General features: G+C 38.2%; 16 protein-coding genes. 5 read left to right on the top strand and 11 right to left on the bottom strand.

From position 1 onward, the window contains the following. The first annotated feature begins 96 nt into the window (after positions 1 to 96). Positions 97 to 777 carry a fructose-6-phosphate aldolase gene (gene fsa, locus PQ456_RS08255; RefSeq protein WP_273615691.1) on the top strand — a complete coding sequence of 227 codons (681 nt, stop codon included), beginning with the start codon at positions 97 to 99 and terminating at the stop codon, positions 775 to 777. Between the two features lie 124 nt (positions 778 to 901). On the opposite strand, the gene PQ456_RS08250 is transcribed toward fsa, so the two are convergent. The 5 genes from PQ456_RS08250 to PQ456_RS08230 are packed head-to-tail and all read right to left on the bottom strand — an operon-like array spanning position 902 to position 6,328. Continuing rightward, complete coding sequence (locus PQ456_RS08250; protein ID WP_273615690.1) at positions 902 to 1,840, bottom strand: ABC transporter ATP-binding protein; 939 nt, start codon at positions 1,838 to 1,840, stop codon at positions 902 to 904. Next, positions 1,818 to 2,822 carry an ABC transporter ATP-binding protein gene (locus PQ456_RS08245; protein WP_273615689.1) on the bottom strand — a complete coding sequence of 335 codons (1,005 nt, stop codon included), beginning with the start codon at positions 2,820 to 2,822 and terminating at the stop codon, positions 1,818 to 1,820. Before PQ456_RS08245 ends, PQ456_RS08250 begins: the two co-directional genes overlap by 23 nt. Positions 2,823 to 2,880: 58 nt before the next feature. Further along, positions 2,881 to 3,723: an ABC transporter permease gene (locus tag PQ456_RS08240; RefSeq protein ID WP_273615688.1), complete on the bottom strand. Its 843-nt coding sequence runs from the start codon at positions 3,721 to 3,723 to the stop codon at positions 2,881 to 2,883. An 8-nt stretch (positions 3,724 to 3,731) separates the two neighbouring features. Further along, a complete protein-coding gene (locus PQ456_RS08235; protein WP_273615687.1) occupies positions 3,732 to 4,682 on the bottom strand; it encodes an ABC transporter permease in 951 nt (316 codons plus the stop codon). 11 nt (positions 4,683 to 4,693) lie between these two features. Beyond that, a complete protein-coding gene (locus tag PQ456_RS08230) occupies positions 4,694 to 6,328 on the bottom strand; it encodes an ABC transporter substrate-binding protein (RefSeq protein WP_273615686.1) in 1,635 nt (544 codons plus the stop codon). Between the two features lie 348 nt (positions 6,329 to 6,676). Between PQ456_RS08230 and PQ456_RS08225 the strand changes: the two genes are divergently transcribed. Next, the gene (locus tag PQ456_RS08225; protein ID WP_273615685.1) at positions 6,677 to 7,135 is read left to right on the top strand and encodes a MarR family winged helix-turn-helix transcriptional regulator; all 459 of its coding nucleotides are present in this window, start codon (positions 6,677 to 6,679) and stop codon (positions 7,133 to 7,135) included. A gap of 33 nt (positions 7,136 to 7,168) precedes the next feature. Continuing rightward, positions 7,169 to 8,551 carry an MFS transporter gene (locus PQ456_RS08220; RefSeq protein ID WP_273615684.1) on the top strand — a complete coding sequence of 461 codons (1,383 nt, stop codon included), beginning with the start codon at positions 7,169 to 7,171 and terminating at the stop codon, positions 8,549 to 8,551. Positions 8,552 to 8,736: 185 nt separating this feature from the next. Here PQ456_RS08220 and yicI read toward each other — a convergent pair whose 3' ends face one another. Next, entirely contained in the window at positions 8,737 to 11,049 is a 2,313-nt protein-coding gene (gene yicI, locus PQ456_RS08215; RefSeq protein ID WP_273615683.1) for an alpha-xylosidase, read from the bottom strand. 371 nt (positions 11,050 to 11,420) lie between these two features. On the opposite strand from yicI, the gene PQ456_RS08210 reads away from it, so the two are divergent. Then, entirely contained in the window at positions 11,421 to 12,446 is a 1,026-nt protein-coding gene (locus PQ456_RS08210; protein WP_273615682.1) for a hypothetical protein, read from the top strand. Positions 12,447 to 12,633: 187 nt separating this feature from the next. Beyond that, entirely contained in the window at positions 12,634 to 13,566 is a 933-nt protein-coding gene (locus PQ456_RS08205) for a helix-turn-helix transcriptional regulator (protein WP_273615681.1), read from the top strand. A gap of 135 nt (positions 13,567 to 13,701) precedes the next feature. Here the strand turns inward: PQ456_RS08205 and helD are convergent, their stop codons facing one another. The 5 genes from helD to PQ456_RS08180 form a co-directional block, all read right to left on the bottom strand. After that, positions 13,702 to 16,059 carry an RNA polymerase recycling motor HelD gene (gene helD / locus PQ456_RS08200; protein ID WP_273615680.1) on the bottom strand — a complete coding sequence of 786 codons (2,358 nt, stop codon included), beginning with the start codon at positions 16,057 to 16,059 and terminating at the stop codon, positions 13,702 to 13,704. 231 nt (positions 16,060 to 16,290) lie between these two features. Beyond that, positions 16,291 to 17,034 carry a type I methionyl aminopeptidase gene (map, locus tag PQ456_RS08195; RefSeq protein ID WP_273616279.1) on the bottom strand — a complete coding sequence of 248 codons (744 nt, stop codon included), beginning with the start codon at positions 17,032 to 17,034 and terminating at the stop codon, positions 16,291 to 16,293. 285 nt (positions 17,035 to 17,319) lie between these two features. Next, entirely contained in the window at positions 17,320 to 17,652 is a 333-nt protein-coding gene (locus PQ456_RS08190; RefSeq protein ID WP_273615679.1) for a four-helix bundle copper-binding protein, read from the bottom strand. Positions 17,653 to 17,732: 80 nt separating this feature from the next. Beyond that, positions 17,733 to 18,173, bottom strand: coding sequence for a MarR family winged helix-turn-helix transcriptional regulator (locus PQ456_RS08185; RefSeq protein ID WP_069326325.1), 441 nt, complete (start codon positions 18,171 to 18,173; stop codon positions 17,733 to 17,735). Positions 18,174 to 18,223: 50 nt separating this feature from the next. Next, positions 18,224 to 19,309 (bottom strand): FUSC family protein, encoded by a 1,086-nt coding sequence (locus tag PQ456_RS08180; protein WP_273615678.1) that lies wholly within the window; start codon positions 19,307 to 19,309, stop codon positions 18,224 to 18,226. Between the last annotated feature and the right edge of the window lie 66 nt (positions 19,310 to 19,375).

Raw genomic sequence — 19,375 nt, 5'->3', positions numbered from 1 at the left:
GTTTATTTCTAAGCGTGTTGTAGATACATGTTACAAATTGCAGTTTGATGCCTAACGTTATACAAATTATAGAATTTTACGAGGAGGAAAAGAGAAATGAAATTTTTCTTAGACACAGGTAACCTTGAAGAAATCAAACGTATTGCGCGTTTGGGAATCGTAGATGGTGTAACAACTAACCCTTCATTGATCGCTAAAGAAGGTCGCGTATTTAAAGATGTAATCGACGAAATTTGTGAGATTATTGAAGGACCAGTAAGCGCAGAGGTTGTAAGCCTTGATGCTGAAGGTATGTTAAAAGAAGCTCACGAAATCGCAAAATGGGCACCAAACGTTGTTATTAAATTGCCTATGACTGAAGAAGGATTGTACGCTTGTAACCAACTTTCTAAAGAAGGTATCAAAACAAACGTAACTTTGATCTTCTCCGCAGCACAAGGTTTGATGGCAGCTAAAGCTGGCGCTACATTCATCAGCCCATTCGTAGGTCGTCTAGATGATATCGCTGTTGATGGTATGAAATTGATTCGCGATCTTCGTACAATCTTAGACACTTATGGTTTGAAATCAGAAATTATCGCTGCAAGTATCCGTAATGTAGGTCATGTAGAAGCAGCTGCTCTTGCTGGTGCTCACATCGCTACTATTCCAGGTACTTTGGTTCCTGTTTTGTGGAAACACCCATTGACAGATAGCGGTATCGAACGTTTCTTGAAAGACTGGGAATCTGTTCCTCAAGCTAAAGAACAAGTAAAAGAAGAAGCTGGAACTAAATAATACTTCTTCGTTGTATATAAAAAGAACGGTAAAGTAGCTAGACTACTTTACCGTTCTTTTTCATTTTATTAGCTATCCGAATATGGATTGATATTGTATACAGTACTTCTATTTACAATGTACTCTATAGGTTACTTACATAGTGACGTGGACTGACTTCACGTAATAAATAGGCTTGTGCTGCTTCATTAGGATCGACGACTGAAGGTGTATATGAAATGGGCTGAATAACTGCACGCGGATCAGCAATAGGAATAGAAGATAACAATGCTTGTGTATACGGATGTAATGGATTGTTGTACAATTCGTCACTGTCTGCTACTTCGACGAGTCGTCCGCCGTACATCACTCCAATTCGATCAGAAATATGATGAACCATTGATAGATCATGTGCAATAAACAAATACGTTAGGCCTAATTCAGTCTGCAAATCTTCGAGGGTATTGATCACTTGTGCTTGAATAGAAACATCTAACGCTGAGATGGGTTCATCACACACAATAAATTCAGGATTTACAGATAATGCTCTTGCAATAGATAATCGTTGACGTTGCCCTCCACTAAACTCATGCGGATAACGATAAAGATGTCCACTTTGTAGACCTACTTTTTCCAGTAAATCAACAATAGCTTCTTTTCGATCTTTGCCAGTATGCATACGATGAATATTCATAGGTTCGCTGATCAATTCCGCAACATTCATGCCTGGATTTAACGAAGAATATGGATCTTGAAAAATAGACTGAATTCGTCTACGAAATGGCTTGAGCTGTTTGGCTGACATACGGGAAATATTTTGTCCATCATAATAGACTTCTCCATCCGTATAATCGTACAAACGCAGTAGACAACGTCCTACTGTCGATTTGCCGCTCCCTGATTCCCCTACCAACCCAAATGTTTCTCCACGGTTAATATGAAAACTAACACCGTCTACAGCTTTGAGTACCTGTTCTGTTTTGCCCCAAATAGTAGTACTGGTTACAAAATGCTTTTTAAGTTGATCTACTTGTACTAATGGAGTAGAGTCTAGTCGGTTATCAGATTTGCGTATTGAATTCATCTGTTGTATGCGCTCCTTCCTGATCTAACCAACACATCGAACGATGACTTTCAGATATATGAGATACAGGTGGTAATGTAGCACAACGTTCATGTGCTTGCGGACAACGTTCCATAAATGGACATCCGCTAGGAGGATGCAATAAATCTGGTGGTGATCCTTCAATAGGAATTAATCGCTCTCGCAAACCTTCACTGCGTTTAGGTAGCGAACGAAGCAGTCCTTTTGTATATGGATGATGCGGACGATAAAATATGTCTTCGACCAGCCCTTCTTCCATAATCATGCCACCGTACATAACAATTACGCGGGTACAAATTTGAGCGACAATGCCCAAATCATGAGTAATCAAAGCAATTGTAGTATGAGACTGCTCTTTTAACTGTTTGAGTAAAAACAGAATTTGCGATTGAATCGTAACATCTAAAGCTGTTGTCGGCTCGTCCGCGATAATAAGTTCAGGCTGGCAAGCCAACGCTATCGCAATCATAACCCGTTGACGCATACCACCACTAAATTGATGCGGATATTGATGTAGCCTTGCCTCTGCTTGACCAATCCCTACTTGCTCCAACTGCTTGATCGCTTCAGCTTGTGCTTCTGGTTTATTCATCCCACGATGCCGACGTATAATTTCAATCATTTGATCACCGATTTTTTTGACCGGATTCAAAGAAGTCATCGGATCTTGAAAAATCATTGCAATCTGCTTACCACGAATCTTACGCCACTGCTTGGGATTCAAAGTGATCAGGGATTGTCCGTGAAATCGAATATCTCCATTCCATATACGTCCAGGTGGTGTAATAAGAGATAAGATGGCTTTGGCAGTGACACTTTTTCCACTACCGGATTCTCCTACTATACCGATCGTTTCTCCTGTATAAATATCAAAGCTCACTCCTCGAAGGGCTTGATTTTCTCCTTCTTTGGTATCAAATGAAACTTTTAGATCATTCACCGATAATAAAGGTTCTGTCATCGAATATTCACCTCTTTTCAAAAAAGACCATCTAGTCCGTATCTATTCATGAGCCCCATTATCTACGGATCAACTTGGGTTCAAATCCTGCTCGTAATAAATCACCCAAAATATTAAAGCTAAGTACCGTTAAAAATATAAGCAATCCTGGAAAAATAGCTAGTAAAGGATCTTGCGCTAAATACCCCTGCGCATTGTTAAGCATACTGCCCCATGTTGCATTTGGAGGTTGTACACCAAATCCCAGAAAGCTTAAAGCCGATTCCATCATAATAGCTGAAGCGACATTGTTAGTAGCCCCTACAATAATAAGTGGAATCAAATTCGGTAGAATATGCTTCATAATAATACCTATACTACTTTGACCGGATGCTTGAGCATATAATACATACTCTCTTTCTTTTAAAGTCATCGTCTCTGCTCGTATAATACGTGCCATATTCATCCACATTAACAAAGCAATAATAAGAATAATATTTCCAATTCCCGGCTTCAAATATACACTTAACAATAAAATAATCAAAAAGGAAGGAATAGACATCAAAATTTCTAAAGCTCTCATTAATAAATTATCGATCGATCCGCCTGCATAACCGCTAATTACGCCGACTGCCACACCGATTACTGTAGCGATAATCATTGATAAAAAACCGACTAACAGCGATATACGTCCACCATATAACGCTCTTGTAAAATAATCTCGACCATAATCATCTGTTCCAAACCAATGTCCACTACTAGGAAGTTGCATACGCTCCATCACATTTAACTGATCTGGATCATAGGGAGATAAGGAAGCTAATATAGCGCCTAGCGAAAACACAATCAATACAATAACCGCTAACCATCCTAAAGGAGAGGATGTTATCTCGTTACTCACCTGTTTCCATTTATTTTTCATACTATCATTCACCTCGTTGATTTGATTCTTGGATCTGCGAATCGGTAAAGAATATCGGCAATCAGATTCCCTAGAATCAACATCAACGATGAAAATAACGTTATTCCCATAATCATCGGGTAATCCATTCCTTTAACCGCAGTCATTCCTAGCGATCCAATACCTGGCCAAGAAAAAATAGTTTCGGTAACGATAGCACCTGCAACCAAATCAGCTAACGACATCCCGAGTAATGTAATAATAGGCAGTAGCACATGCTTGAGTACATGTCTAAACAATACTAATTTGGGACTGGAGCCATAAGCAAGTTGAATTTGTACATAATCTTCTTTAAGTTGGCTTAGTGTGCTAGAACGAATATAACGTACGTAGACTGCTAAAAATCCAAAAGATAACACTGCACATGGTAATATTCCATGCTTAACCATATCCCAAAATGAGTCTACACCTATCGTCCGCATCCCGACACTCGGTAACCAGTGCAATTTGATAGCAAATAGATAAATAAGCAAGATCGCTAACCAGAATACAGGAATCGAAATTCCGATATAACATAACAAATTAATACATTTATCGATCCAACGGTTACGATTAGCCGCTGCTAATAAACCAATAGGAATAGCAAGAACAACCGAGATGAGGATTGAAATCCCCATCAAACCGGCTGTTGCAGGCAAACGATCTAGCATTTGTTGTAATACAGGTTGATGATTAATTAATGAATAACCTAAATTACCAGATAAAGCTTCTTTGATCCATAATAAATACTGAATATATGCTGGTTTGTCCAGACCAAGACTTTGACGCATACGTTCTATATCTTCAGGATGCATATTAGGAGTAACAAAGGATAGTACAGGATCACCAGGAGCTAACTTGATCATCCCGAAGCAGATAATCGACACGAATAAAAGCATCGGTATGATCTGTATAAGTCGTTTGACTATAGTCGATTTCATACCTGTCTCCCTTATTGTTTAAGATAGATTTTAGATAAATCTTCAAAGATAACGACAGGTTTCAAAATAGCTTTATCTAAACCACCATACTTTTTATCGATTGCTACAATCGTTTTGGTATAAGCCATTGGATAAATAGGTGCATCTGCTGCGATGATTTCTTGAAGTTCTTTGTATATAGCTGCACGTTTAGTTGTATCTGCTTCTGCAGAACCTTCAACAAACAACTGATCTACCTTTTTATTGTTGTAATGAGTGTAATTAGACGATTCATTAGATGTATACAAAATACGATAAGCATCAGGATCATAGCCCATAATATAACCAGAGATCGCCAGCTCGTAATCTTTAGCATTCGGATCTACAAATTTGTTAGACCAAGCAGAAGAATCCATATTTTGTAGTTCAACATCAATACCGATTTCTTTTAACTTTTGCTGAATATAAAGGGACTGTGCTTCTTGTGATTTGTTACCGCTGGATACGATAAATCTTAACTTCAGATTACTTACACCTGCTTGTTGCAATAACTGTTTGGCTTTTTCTATATTGTTATCATACGTGGTTACATCATTATCAAAATACAGCGCATCCGGGGTAAATGGAGAACGAGCTGGTTCTGCATAATCAGTAGATGTATAAGCGACTTGAATAATTTCATCGCGACTTAGTGCGTAGGAGATCGCTTGTCTCACTTCTTTTTTATTCAAAACTCCAGTATCGCTGTTCTCGTTAAACATAAGATAAGCAAGGCGACCTTCGCTATACGCTTGAATATCAAAGTTACCTGTTGCTTGAATAGTGCTTACATCCTGTGGATCAAGGTATTTCACATTGATCTCACCATTTTGTAAAGCTAGATTAGCGGCATTCGTGTCTTTGGCAATTCGATAAGTAACAGAATCAAGATGAGGTTTTCCACCAAAATAATTGTCAAACCGTTCTAATGTTATATACTCACCTGTTTTATATTCTTTAAATTTAAAAGGGCCTGATCCGATAGGATTATTGTTTTTAGTGCTTTTTTCAATATCTGTCTCGTTCTCAAAAATATGCTTAGGAATCGGACTAACTTGAACTAAAGCTGCTTCAAAAGCAGGGCTAACTTGAGCTAATTTAAATTGGATAGTGGTGTCATTTATTTTGGTGACTTGTACAGGCTTACCACCAATAACAAAGCTGCTTCGTAAAAAGCTATGTTGACTTTCATCCAGAATTTTGTTGATCGTAAATACAACATCATCAGCAGTTAACTTTTCTCCATCATGCCATGTTAATCCCTTTTTAAGGGTTAGCGTATAAGTTAAATTATCTTTGGACAAATCCAAGCTATCTGCTAAGTAAAATGTTTTCTTGCCTTTATTCACTTGAAATAATGGTGCATATAATGCTTGGTCGATCGTTAGACTGACTCGATCCCCTGCATAGTTAGGATTTAACACTTGCGGATCTGCCGCTACAGCAATAATAAGACTTCCTCCGTCTTTGGGTTGTCCACTGTCTGTTGAAGCCGTAGCATCTGTAGAAGCAGGAGCTGTAGTATTGGTCGCTGTCGAACTTCCACTAGAGCAAGCTGTTACCACAACCATCAAAAGTGCAAGAGTAAATACGCCAATCCATTGAAACCATGATTTTTGCTTAACCATTAAATTTTCCCCCTAATCTATATTTTAAATAATACGCATCTGAATACTTGGTTTTAAAACCAAAAAAATATGTACTCCTTTCCATTTTTCGGATCACTGTAGAAATAACAGGTAGATTACTTATCAATGATCAAATTCTACTCAACTATATTTATGCGGTCAATAACATATTTTGATACTGCTTCTTTATATGGAATATCTGTAATAAACAAGTGGATTCAAATATATCTTCTCTATATCATCTACTTCATTGATATAGGAAATCTATTGAAAATTTTAATTGTTTTAGATATAATTGTTATAACATCTAATTTGATTTCATATCTAATCTGTGAAGGGAGCTTTATTATGCAAGAGTTAGAATCGATCGGTTTTGTATTAGGAACGACCTACCGCAAAGTCAGTCAGTCGCTGGCCGTTCATTTAAAAGAACATGATATTACCCCTGAGCAATGGAGTGTTCTATATTATGTATGTGCCCAAGAAGGAATGAATCAGAAAGTACTGGCTTCGCATGTATACAAAGATCAACCCACTACCGCTCGTATTTTGGATGTATTGCATCGCAAAAATTTAATTCGTAAAGAAACAGATCCGCATGATCGAAGAGCTTTTCTTGTCTATCCTCAACCTGCCGGACGTGAACTTATGGAAACAATATATGCAATTGAGCAAAAACATAATCAAGATTTAACCGATCTGCTTACACCAGAGCAATTCAAAGAACTGCATCATTTACTGCATTTGTTACGCAACAAACTAGAGATAGATCCTGATACACATGAGACACTGAACAGTAAAGTATAGGATTGGTTACAGAAATGGAGAGAAATATAGACTATGGAGCATACTAACAAAGAGAACCTTTTATCAAAAGAACATATTCCATCCCAACAATCAAACCCCTCAATAGAGACAACACCTATAACAGATATCGAGGAAGACGCCCCTTCTCGTCTGTGGACGAAAGAATTTTTGATTTTAACAGCTTGTAATTTACTTGTTTTTTTGAATTTGCATATGATCTTATCGTCCCTGCCTTTGTATATGCGAGAGCATTTCAATGCAGGCGATTTCTATGTAAGTCTATGTACTAGCTTGATGGCATTAGCTGCTATTGTGTCACGGTTATTTTCGGCTAGAGCATTAGAACTTGGTAAGCGAAATGTGATTTTGTTTGGTGGATTATTGATCGCCTTACTCGGTACTGTCGGATATTATTTTAGTGCGACGATTATTTTATTATTGGTAATGCGTGTTATTTTCGGATTTGGATTCGGAATGTACAGTACCACCTTTCCAACTATGGTGTCCGATATTATTCCTCGCAAACGTATGGGTGAAGGCATGGGATACTTTGGTTTGTCGACTACTATCTCTATGTCGATGGGGCCACTAATCGGTATGAGTATTGAGAAGCAATATGGATTTACACCACTGATTATTATTGGTTCGATATTTATTTTGATCCTATTTCCGCTTGCTTATAGCCTTGTCAAAGGACAAGATAAAAAGATTGCTGAGCAAAAAATCGCAGCCGATCAACGTAAACTAGCTGCACAAGCCAAAGCACTTTCAGAAGGAATAGTTGTCGAAACAATAGATACTCCACCACTTCCTACGAAAGCTTCCAAATTTGAAAAAAGATTATTATTGCCTAGTCTGTTAAATTTCTTAATGTCATTAACATATGGTGGACTGGTAAGCTTTATCGCTTTATTTGGCAAAGAAGCTCATCTTGCGAATCCGGGTTACTTTTTCTTATTTAATGCTTTGGCTGTAATTATTGTTCGTCCTTTCTCTGGTAAAATCTATGATAGTAAAGGGCCCAAAGCACTTATCGTACCTGGAGCAGTGATGTTAATTGCTGGTCTATTGCTATTATCTTTCGCTCATTCTACATGGGGATTATTTGCTTCGGCAATCTGTTATGGTCTTGGCTGGGGAGCATTACAACCTACAATGCAGACATGGATGATTCAAGTAGTTAGCCCGCATCAACGCGGAATGGCTAACGGTATGTTCTTGAACTCGCTTGATATGGGGGTAGCGCTTGGTGCTATGATCTTAGGAACTGTTGCAGGAATCACCAGTTATACTTCTATGTACCGCTTCTCTGCATTATTTATCGTCCTTTATATTGTGGTCGGTATTGTATATATGATCAAAGCCAAAACAACGCCCGCTCAGACACAACATAGTATTCATATCAAAATTAAATAATATCGATTTTATATTAAAATAAAACAATACTTCTGTTTCTATTAAAAAGACTGCCTCTACTAAATGTAGGAGCAGTCTTTTTTTAACATTTTATGGAGGATGATCTTCAAGTATTCATAAGATCATCTTAATCGTACAAACTTGTAGATTGTTACCTACACTGTATTCAAAGGAATATTTATCAATTACAGTGTTACAGTTACTTTTTGGTCTTGCGATTTCAAAATAATGCCATGTTCACCAGTCAATTGATTCGCTCCTACAACTCCGCTTACGTCTGTAATACCACGTAATACGATAGACCATGAGTTAAGCGTACCTTCTACAGCGATATCGATAGTATTATTTTGACGGGAAGCTGTTACAATTGCTTCTTGCCCACCTTGCATATTGACCAGACGGATCGAAGTAGATTGCCCTTCTTCCAATTCAAAAATATGAAGTTCTACGCCATCGGTATAATCGTAATCTGGTTTGTTCTCTTCTGCACCTAGCGCAATAATGCTATTAGGCTTAACCAGTAATGGTAAATTCATAAAGTCGAACGTTTCATTGTACCAGCGTCCACCTTGTACTACATCTCCAGTTAAGAAATTAGTCCATTTTCCTTCTGGTACATAATATGTTGCTAACCCTTCGCTATTAAAGATCGGAGCAACTAATAACGAATCCCCGAACATATACTGACGATCTAATGTATGTGTTGTCGGATCTTCATGGAAGTCAAGCACCATAGGACGCATCATCGGTACCCCTTGTTCAGACGCATTAACAGCCGCATCGAACAGATAAGGCATCAGACGACATTTCAGCTTTGTAAAGGTACGCAATACATCAACAGACTCTTCATCGAACAACCACGGCACACGATATGATTCATTACCATGCAGACGGCTATGAGAAGACAACATTCCGAATTGTACCCAACGTTTGTATACTTCCGGTGCGGCCGTCATTTCAAAGCCTGAAATATCATGACTCCAGAAACCAAATCCAGATACTCCTAGAGACAATCCACCACGTAATGATTCCGCCATTGATTCAAATGTAGAAGAACAATCGCCGCCCCAGTGTACAGGGAATTGTTGTCCACCGACTGTAGCAGAACGTGCAAATAATGCCGCTTCATTTTTGCCAAGCGTTTCTTCCAACAATTCAAATACTACTTTGTTATATAAGAATGTGTAATAATTGTGCATTTTCACAGGATCAGAGCCATCATAATACACAACATCGGTCGGAATACGCTCACCAAAGTCTGTTTTGAAAGAGTCTACCCCTTGATCAACAAGCACTTTCAGCTTGCTCTTATACCATGCGACTGCTTCTGGATTGGTAAAGTCGACCAGACCCATCCCAGCTTGCCATAGATCCCATTGCCATACACTTCCATCTTTGCGTTTGACAAGATATCCATTTTCCATACCTTCATCAAATAAATACGATTTCTCTGCGATATATGGATTGATCCAAGCACAGATTTTGAGCCCTTTTTCTTTAAGACGGGTAAGCATTGCTTCTGGTTCCGGGAACATCCGCTCATCCCACACAAAATCACACCATTGGTATTCACGCATCCAGAAACAGTCAAAATGGAATACAGACAATGGAAGGTCGCGTTCTTTCATTCCATCGACAAAATGATTCACTGTTGCTTCATCATAATCGGTTGTAAACGAAGTCGTTAGCCACAGTCCAAATGTCCAAGCTGGTGGCAATGCAGGCTTACCTGTTAGAGTCGTATAGTTATCCAATACTTCTTTTGGATTGCGACCGCCGATGATGTAATATTCTAAGCTTTCGCCTTCTACGCTAAATTGTACTTTGGATACATTTTCAGAAGCAACTTCATAGGAGACTTTTTCTGGATGATTAACAAATACACCGTATCCTTTGCTAGACAGGTAAAACGGAATATTTTTGTAAGCTTGCTCACTACTTGTACCGCCATCTTCGTTCCAGATATCAACGACCTGACCATTTTTAACAAACGGTGTAAAGCGTTCGCCTAATCCGTAAATATATTCACCGATCCCTAATTCCAATTGCTCACGGAAAAAGACAGTATCTTCAGGTCCATTGATATAACCAGGCCCACGATGAACACTCCCGGTTAAATGACGACCGGCAAAATCAAAGCTGATCCCCCAATTGGTATTTTTACGAATCGTTGCTGTTAAATCTCCAGATTGAAAAACAGTACGATCCTCATCTTCGATCACTTGAACATCGGTCTCTAATTGAGCCAGTTCAAATTCAGGCAGTTTTTGCAGTCCACCTTTGTGATGGTTAAATTGTACTTTGATTACGTTGGGCATTGGAGAACTCAAAGAAGCTTTGAGCAATGCTCCATTTAACGTATCGCCTTTATGTACAATTTTTTTGGTAGCTGCATATAACGTTAGCTCATTATTTTTGTTAACAATATCGCGAATATCTACAGGATGTTGCATACTATACCCTTTGCGTGTCATCCAATAGCCATCAGTAAATTTCATGTCATTTCCCCCAATAGTCTTTATTTGGTTATTAAAATGTATTTGTGCAAATCGCTTACCTATAGTTATAATAATATTGATAAAGAAAGCGCTTTTCTTCTTTTATTTTGATCATATGTGTAAGGATATTGATCTTTGGCTGATTTGGTGAGGGGTGGGGGATCTTTGATGGGGGTTGCTGCGTGAAGAAGGCGGTGCTTGTCGTCGCTGTTGAAGGAAAATGCCTTGAATAACTGCTCAAGCAGTTGGCATTTTTCTTCAAAGGCGAGCGCTTCGCTCTTTCAGCACCTCCTCCTTCCCTCCGCTCGTGGTAGTAGATCATCCGCTTCTCAAAAGAATGCAGGAAATTTCAATAGGGTGGTGGGTAGCAAGTGAATAAGAACAAAAAAATGAAATCGGCAAGAGAGATGTTGATTGCTAATAAAGTGTATAGTGATGATGAAGCAATAAAAGCTCTTCAAGACCAGATTACATTTATAGATAATCATGGATTATCTGAAATGAATCTTCACCTTTCATCAAATGCTGTAAAAAAGAATACATTTCTTGCTGCTATAGCAGAACATAATTTTCTTACGCAATTGATTAACTATAATTCTGGTATTAACATTCAATACGAACCTTCAGAGAGTAACAGACCAGTTGATTTCGTATATACAAAATCTAACATTAAGTATTCTATCCAAATGAAAAGTTTATCTATTAGTAAAAGAGATAATATACAAAACAAATTGATAAGTTATTTTAAAAATGAATTAACTCATATTAAAATTAATAAATATATAACAATCCATAATAGTATACGTTTTAAAAAAGTAGATATACCTGAATTTATTAGCTATTTGAATTCAAATATATCTTCTTTCAAAGATAATGAGATGTATTGTTATCCTTCTAAAATAGATGAAAAATTACAATTTAGTTTATTCCCACCAAATAAGAAAAACTTAAATAATCTAACTTTAGGTACTTCTAGTGACCTATCAATGATAGATATAACCGAAGAAAGTTCTGAACAAATAAAAGGAAATCTTGAAAAAGCTATAGGTGCTTTTGAAACTGATAATGACAATAAAAATATTAATTTGATTGTTACAGAAGCTAATGAGTTTGATGAGATAGATTTCTCTCAAGCAGCTTACGGAGAAGAAATTTATGATTTTAATAATAATTTAATTAAAATCAGAAGAGATACAGACGGTTTCTTTTTTAAGGAAGAATACTCTCATAAAATTGCAGGTATCCTATCTACGCATAGATTAGATCATACGCTAGTATCTAGTTATAAAAATGTTTTGTATATAAGCCCTCGTTTTGAAGAGTTAGTCGATATTATCAAAGCTGGTGTTCCAATTGATGAAGTTTTGACCTTTAGAGATATCCCTTTATTTGAATGACCACTTTCTACAGCGGAGCAGATGGAATGGTTCTGGAGAAGCGAAGCGTTCGCCTTTGTGAGCTAATCTCTACCGCAGAGCGGGAATAAAAGAGATTAGCTCGCAACAGCGATCGTAAGAATAATCCATTTACGGAGCGTTAAGTCGCTCCATTGCACAATATTATATGATTTAAGGCGGTGATTGGATGATTCAGGAGCAGTTGCGCGAAGAGTTAAAAGAAGATCGGATTCACGGGAGTCTGATGTATCCGGTGAGTGTGTATCGGATGGATGATATTGAAGAAGAGACAGTGCTAGAATGTCACTGGCATGAAGAACCTGAATTGATTTTGGTGACGCAAGGAAGAGCGTTGTTTCAGATCGGTACGATTCCTTATGAAGTGCATGCAGGTGAAGCGGTATTTGTGAATAGCGGTGAGATTCATACAGCATATCAGATGGAACATGAATCCTGTAGCTTTGTAGCGACCGTTTTCAGTATGTCTTTGTTAAATAGTGCAGGGTATGACATGGTACAAGCACGATTTATAGATCCGTTGTTACGCAAGCAAATGGTATTGCCTGTGCATATTCGTGGACAAGAAGTCTGGGAACAAGAAGTGTTGAAATTATTGACTGCGATTGTCGATATCAATGAGCAACAGACAGCGACTTGTGAACTGACTACCAAAGCTTATCTTTATCTTCTTTTTGCTCAAATGATTGAACATATGGATACTCAAGTCACTCCTCTGCCCGCTCCAAGTGATAAAGTAGAACGGCTCAAAACAGTACTCGGTCATATTCATGATCACTACCAGCAACCGCTGCGTTTGCGAGAATTAGCAGAACAAATCAATATGAGCGAAGGACATTTTTGTCGCTTTTTCAAAAGTTTAACTCAAAAAAGCCCGATCGATTATATCAATCGCTATCGGACGCAACAAGCTTGCCGATTACTAGAAAGCAGTGATCGCAAAATTGTTGATATCTCTCTTGAAGTCGGATTTGATAGCTTGAGTTACTTTATTTCTGTATTCAAGCAACACCGGGGCTCTACGCCTTCTCAATATCGCAAACAGACCAATGGTGTCTCTAATTCATTGATTACTGAATTACAAAAAAGCAGTCTGGAATAATATATGATAACAGCAGGATTACCTATAAAAAAAGGAGAACAACAGTAAAGTTCTACTGATGTCCTCCTTAGCGTATTTCATAGTTATTTCAATGTATTCTTAGTGAACGACTTGGATATTGTGATCTATGTGGACTCAACCACGATGATCATTCAATACATATCGCTCTTCGTCCATACCCGTAATAAATGGAGTCACTTCATCAATAGCATATAAATGTAACAAATGCATCGCCCGCGTACATGCTGTATAGAATAATTTGCGCTCTGCTTCACGATGATATTGTTGGCTGGAAGCATCATATAATACAACAGCGTCAAATTCTACACCTTTGGCAAGATAAGCAGGAATAATAACTGTTCCTTTTTCAAAAGCAGGTGTGTTTTTAGTAATTTTGCGCAATGTGATCTGTTCTTTGAGCACTTGATAAGCTTCTTCACATTCACTTTCTGTTTTACAAATAATCGCTGTATACTGATAACCTTGCTGTTGCAGCCCATGAATATCTCGAATAATATCGTTATGCATCGATTCACGATCATCATATAGCGACACTTGCGGCTTATCTCCGCGGCGATTAAACGGAATAATATGCTCTCCGCCTTTCATCATCCCTCGTGTAAAGTCTACAATTTCATATGTGGAACGATAACTACGGGTCAAACGAATAATTTCGCTATTTTCTTTACCATACAATTCTAACAATGGATCTTCTTCATCAAACACCGAATTATGGCTGTAAATCGCTTGATTCAGATCACCCAAAGCAGTCATTCGCGCACGCGGGAATAATCGCTTCATAAATTCCAACTGGAACGGTGAATAATCTTGTACTTCATCGACAATCACATGCTTAATCGCATGATTAGAACGGAATCCTTGCAATTGTTCTTTGAGATACAGATATGGTGTTGCGTCTTCATATCCCAATTCTCCTTGATCAAGCCGGCTAACTGTTTGCCTTGCAAAATCTTCCCAACCTTCAGGCAATACACCATTATTGATTTTGGCAAATAATACTTCATCGGTAAACATTTTACGATAGACCGCTTTGATATCTGCAAAACGAAGTCGTTTGACCCATTTGCGTAACGGTTTGAGCCAATCATTGACAACCATACGTGCTGCTAATTCTGCTTCTAATTGAAAATCATCAAAAGAAGGCATTTTCCCTTTTTGCTTACGACGCATCATCGTATAAGCACGATGATAATCATCCGTACTCATCAACTGTACTTGTTCTTCTACCCATGCTTCTTTACGCTCTTTGCGTCCAAATAGACTGACTTCTTTAAGCAACCAATCACGCATTAATTCGATCCGATTCCCTAATTTGACGGCCGAATCAAATCCATAGAACTTATCTAGCATCTGTTGACGGGTTACGATATCTTTACCTTGAAAACGAATCGGACGGAATACCATGCCTTCTGTTAATAATAGCTCGGTATAACGGCGAATGGCTTTGAGATAAGTTGCAGATGACTTGTAACGAATCCCTTGCACTCGTGCATCATGCTCCAGATCGTCTCTCCAGGCTAACAAGTATTCCATTTGTGAAAAGACATCTTCCAGATCAAATTCTCTGCCGATACGACGTTCTAGATACGCCTGAAATGTAGTCTGTAACATATTCTCTTCACCAAGCTCTGGCAATACGGTCGAGACATAACTATTAAACATCGAGTTCGGGGAAAAGAGTACCATCTGATCGGCACGTAAGCTATCCCGATAACGATACAGTAAGTAAGCTACACGTTGTAACGCTGCTGACGTTTTGCCGCTTCCTGCTGCACCTTGTACAACCAATAGACGACTACGATCGTTACGAATAACACTATTTTGTTCTTTTTGAATAGTGGCTACGATATTTTTCATTTGGTTATCTGCGGTATGACTAAGCACTTGCTGTAACAATTCATCACCGATTGTAACCCCTGTATCGAACAACACATCGATCTTCGCATCACGAATGACAAACTGACGTTTTAACTCCATATTTCCTTCGATATTTCCGACAGGTGTCCGATAAGAAGCAGGGCCCGGTGCTCCATCGTAATAAAGACTCGATACCGGAGCACGCCAATCATAGATCAAAAATGTCTCTTCATCATCATCTAAAAAAGAACCAATTCCTAAATAAATATGATCTGTTGCAGGTTCACCGACTTCTTTAAAATCGATCCGTCCAAAATAAGGAGAACCTGATAAACGACGTAATTTATCTAAAGTCAGACTCGAACGTTTGTGAGCCAATTCAATCTCGGTCAATACCTGTGATTGCTGTCGTAGACTGGTTGAAGTTTCTCCTACATCATCCGGCTCACTGAAGTTAACTGTCACTTCATCCCAGAAGTCTTTACGCATACCGACAACATCGCCACGCGCCGCTCCAACTTCTTGTTCAAGCACAGCCATTTTTCGATTGATTTTGGTTGTTACATCATCTACTCGTGCTTGTTCATCTTTCCAATCCTGATCATCTATTGCCATACTGGATCATCTCCTTTGTCTATGTCTACACATTCTATGCAATTATAAATTTGACAATATATATTAATTATGTTATGTTAAATCTATATTGATAATTTTGGAATATTTATGCTCTTTTGCAGACCAAATTTTATTGTACGCTCATCTATTACAAATTGCAAATACCAAAGCCGCATGTCTGGAATTATCCAGCAATGCGGCTTTTTTTGATGATTGCATGTATATCTTTTTTTATTTAGTCAAAATAATAGGCTCGCCTTTGGTAATAATCATCGTATGCTCATATTGAGCTACAAAGCTACCATCATCTGTTTTGAGTGTCCAGCCATCATTACCTTCCGCTACTTCTTCGGCTTTGGTAGATACGAAAGGTTCGTAAGCAATAACCATTCCTTCTTTCCATAATCCGTTATCGGTAGGATCGTAATAACTCAAAATATATTCAGGATCATCGTGTAGCGATTTCCCGATACCATGTCCTGTTAGATTAGTGATGATAGTGAATCCTAATTTTTTGGCTGTATTATAAGTAGCTTTACCTGCATTGCTTCGCTTGGAACCTGCACGAATTTTCTGTGCTCCTGCTTCAAATGCCAAAATAGAAGCTTCACATAGCTGAGTTAATTTGGGATCACCGTTACCAACTACAAATGATACACCTGTGTCTGCAAAGTATCCATCTAATGAAGCAGATACATCTACATTGACTAGATCGCCTTCTTGAATAATTCGATCGCCTGGAATACCATGAGCCACTTCTTCATTTACACTAATACAAGTAAATCCAGGGAAATCATAAGTCACTTTAGGACCTGATAATGCACCATGTTGTTCAAATAACTTAGCCGCATGCAGATCTAGATCGATCGTACGCATTCCTGGTTTGGTCATTTCTTTCAATTCATCACGAATAATCGCGACCACTTTACCTATTTTTTTTAATCCTTCGATATCTTGTTCTGTTTTAGCAATCATATCTTTTTCTCCTTTGTCGTAAACGTCAGGAAACGCCGACAAATAAGCAGGTATGATGGAACCTGTTTTTTGTCGGCGACTTCGTGTCGCACTTCGGTATAATTCCTGATTCATCTTCTAGCTCATATTCTATATTGTATAATTAATCTTCACTCGTTACAAATAAATCTACTATTTTTCATTATTTATCATGTCATCTTTATAAGGATTATCGTTGACAAAGCAACGCAAAAAGGAGAGAATCGCTCTCTCCTTCTTGTACATATTTAGTATGACAATCGTTTGTCATGCAGCCATACTCCGACAAGCTTCAGCGCAGTGACGGCAGGCTTCGGCACAACGTTGACAATGGTCATGATCATGTTTGGCACATTCTTGAGCACAATCTTCACAGATTTGCGCACATAGAGCACAAATTTGTTGCATATAAGGACTTTGCGAAGTTATAGCTTTGGCAGCATATGCACATATGTCTGCACATTCACGATCAAGTCGCAAACAGCCTCGCATCATATCCAAATGTTTTTCTTCCAGACAAGCGGTATAACATTGATTACAAGCTTCCATACATTCCAGACAAGCTTCTAGACACTTTTGTCTTTCCTCTACAGATATCATGTTAATTCCTCCTTGGTATTAAGTTTAGCTCTACTTGTCATTTAACCAAAATAGAGAACCTTAATACAAAACAAACGGAATTAATCCAAGTTATCGATAATACGATCAAGCATTTTAATCGTTATATTGCGCTCTTCTACAGTAAATCCATTAAATACATCTTCGATCGTTTGACTAGCTTTATCACCGAGATCATCTACAATACTACGGCAATAATCCGTCAAATAGATAAGATTGGTACGGCGATCATCAGGATGAGGAACACGTACCACCATCCCGCGTTTGATCATATTATCGATCAACCTTGATACACTGGGTTGATCTTTGCGAGACAGACGTGCAAGACGATTCTGTGTCTGCCCGTCCCGTCTCCACAAAAATGAAATCAAAATCCATTGTTCATGTGTAACCGGATAGCCACCATCACGAAAATATTGATTTAAGCGATTGTGTGCAAGACGTGTAGCAATAGAAAGTTTGTAACCAATTGAGTTCTCTAATGTGTAGGGGATATTCGTCATTCCCATAAGTCTCCTTTTAAACAGTCATCTTCGATGTATCGACTTGGGTATTATTGCTTCCAAGGCCAAGTCGGAAAATTTCTGCGTTCCTGTTTCTCTTCGTTTTCTTTTTCAACTGTATCATGTTTAGAACTGGTATGATCTACTAAGCGATTAAGGCGTTCTAATTGATAGCCATAATCATACATCACAGCGGCTACAATAGACAACCTTAGAACACCGCTAAAATTTTCTTGATAGCGATCAATCATTGTATCCAAAAATTGATCGTTTGCTTGTTCTACTTCTTCAGCCTCATGGCCATCATTTTTGATCTTATTATCCAGCTTCAGCAAAATATGCTCATGGAACTTAATTAATTGTTCCAAATGATTATCGAAATAATCATCTAACTGCGGAGTACGTTCTGCTTGAAAATAATGTTGCTCTATAGCAGTTAGCACATCTACTCCCTTCCTAAGCGCTGTTAGCATTTGTTTGTTCACTACAATGTGTCGATGACGACTGAATGAAGCTCGTTTTAATTTTTTGAGTTCTTCTTCCATCAGATTGTACTTATCGCTTAACGACTGAATCGAATTTTCCAGTGCTTTTTTTTCTTCGCGAAACACAGACTCTTTGATTTCATCTGAAACCGCTGTCCGTAAAAGCAAAGATAACTTAGCAAATGTATTCTCAATCTGCCCTTTAAATTGTTCTAATGGCTTAGGTGGTGCAACCAGTATATTAATTAAAAAGGCAGATACGATACCAATAATACTGAGTGAAAAACGATTAAGCGCAAATTGCCATTGACCTGAAGCTTCCATTACCGAAATAACAGTAACTAATGTCAGGCCAATCGTATCTCCCATTTTGAGACGCAAACAAATCATAATCACCACAACACACATTAAGCCAATCGCAATCGGCTCGTTAGAGAAAAACATTCCTCCAAGTAGTGCTAGTATGGCTCCTAATGTATTGGTCTGAATCTGATCCAGAAAATAACGGAAAGAGCGGTAAATCGATGGCTGCATCGCAAAAATAGCAGCAACAGCAGCAATTACCGGTGGCGTCAGATTAAGCCAGGAGCTAATGTATAAAGCAAGCGTAACCGCAATTCCGGTTTTGAGCATGCGGGCTCCAAAATTCACATGTGTTCCTCCTTCTGAATAATACGGGTTCGAATAGATTAATCTTTGAGTATAATAGTGTTGTGA

The organism is Paenibacillus kyungheensis (genome assembly GCF_028606985.1).
Taxonomy (GTDB): Bacteria; Bacillota; Bacilli; order Paenibacillales; family Paenibacillaceae; genus Saccharibacillus; species Saccharibacillus kyungheensis.
Note: the sequence above shows the minus strand (reverse complement) of the source record. Positions and strands in the feature narration are given on the sequence as shown.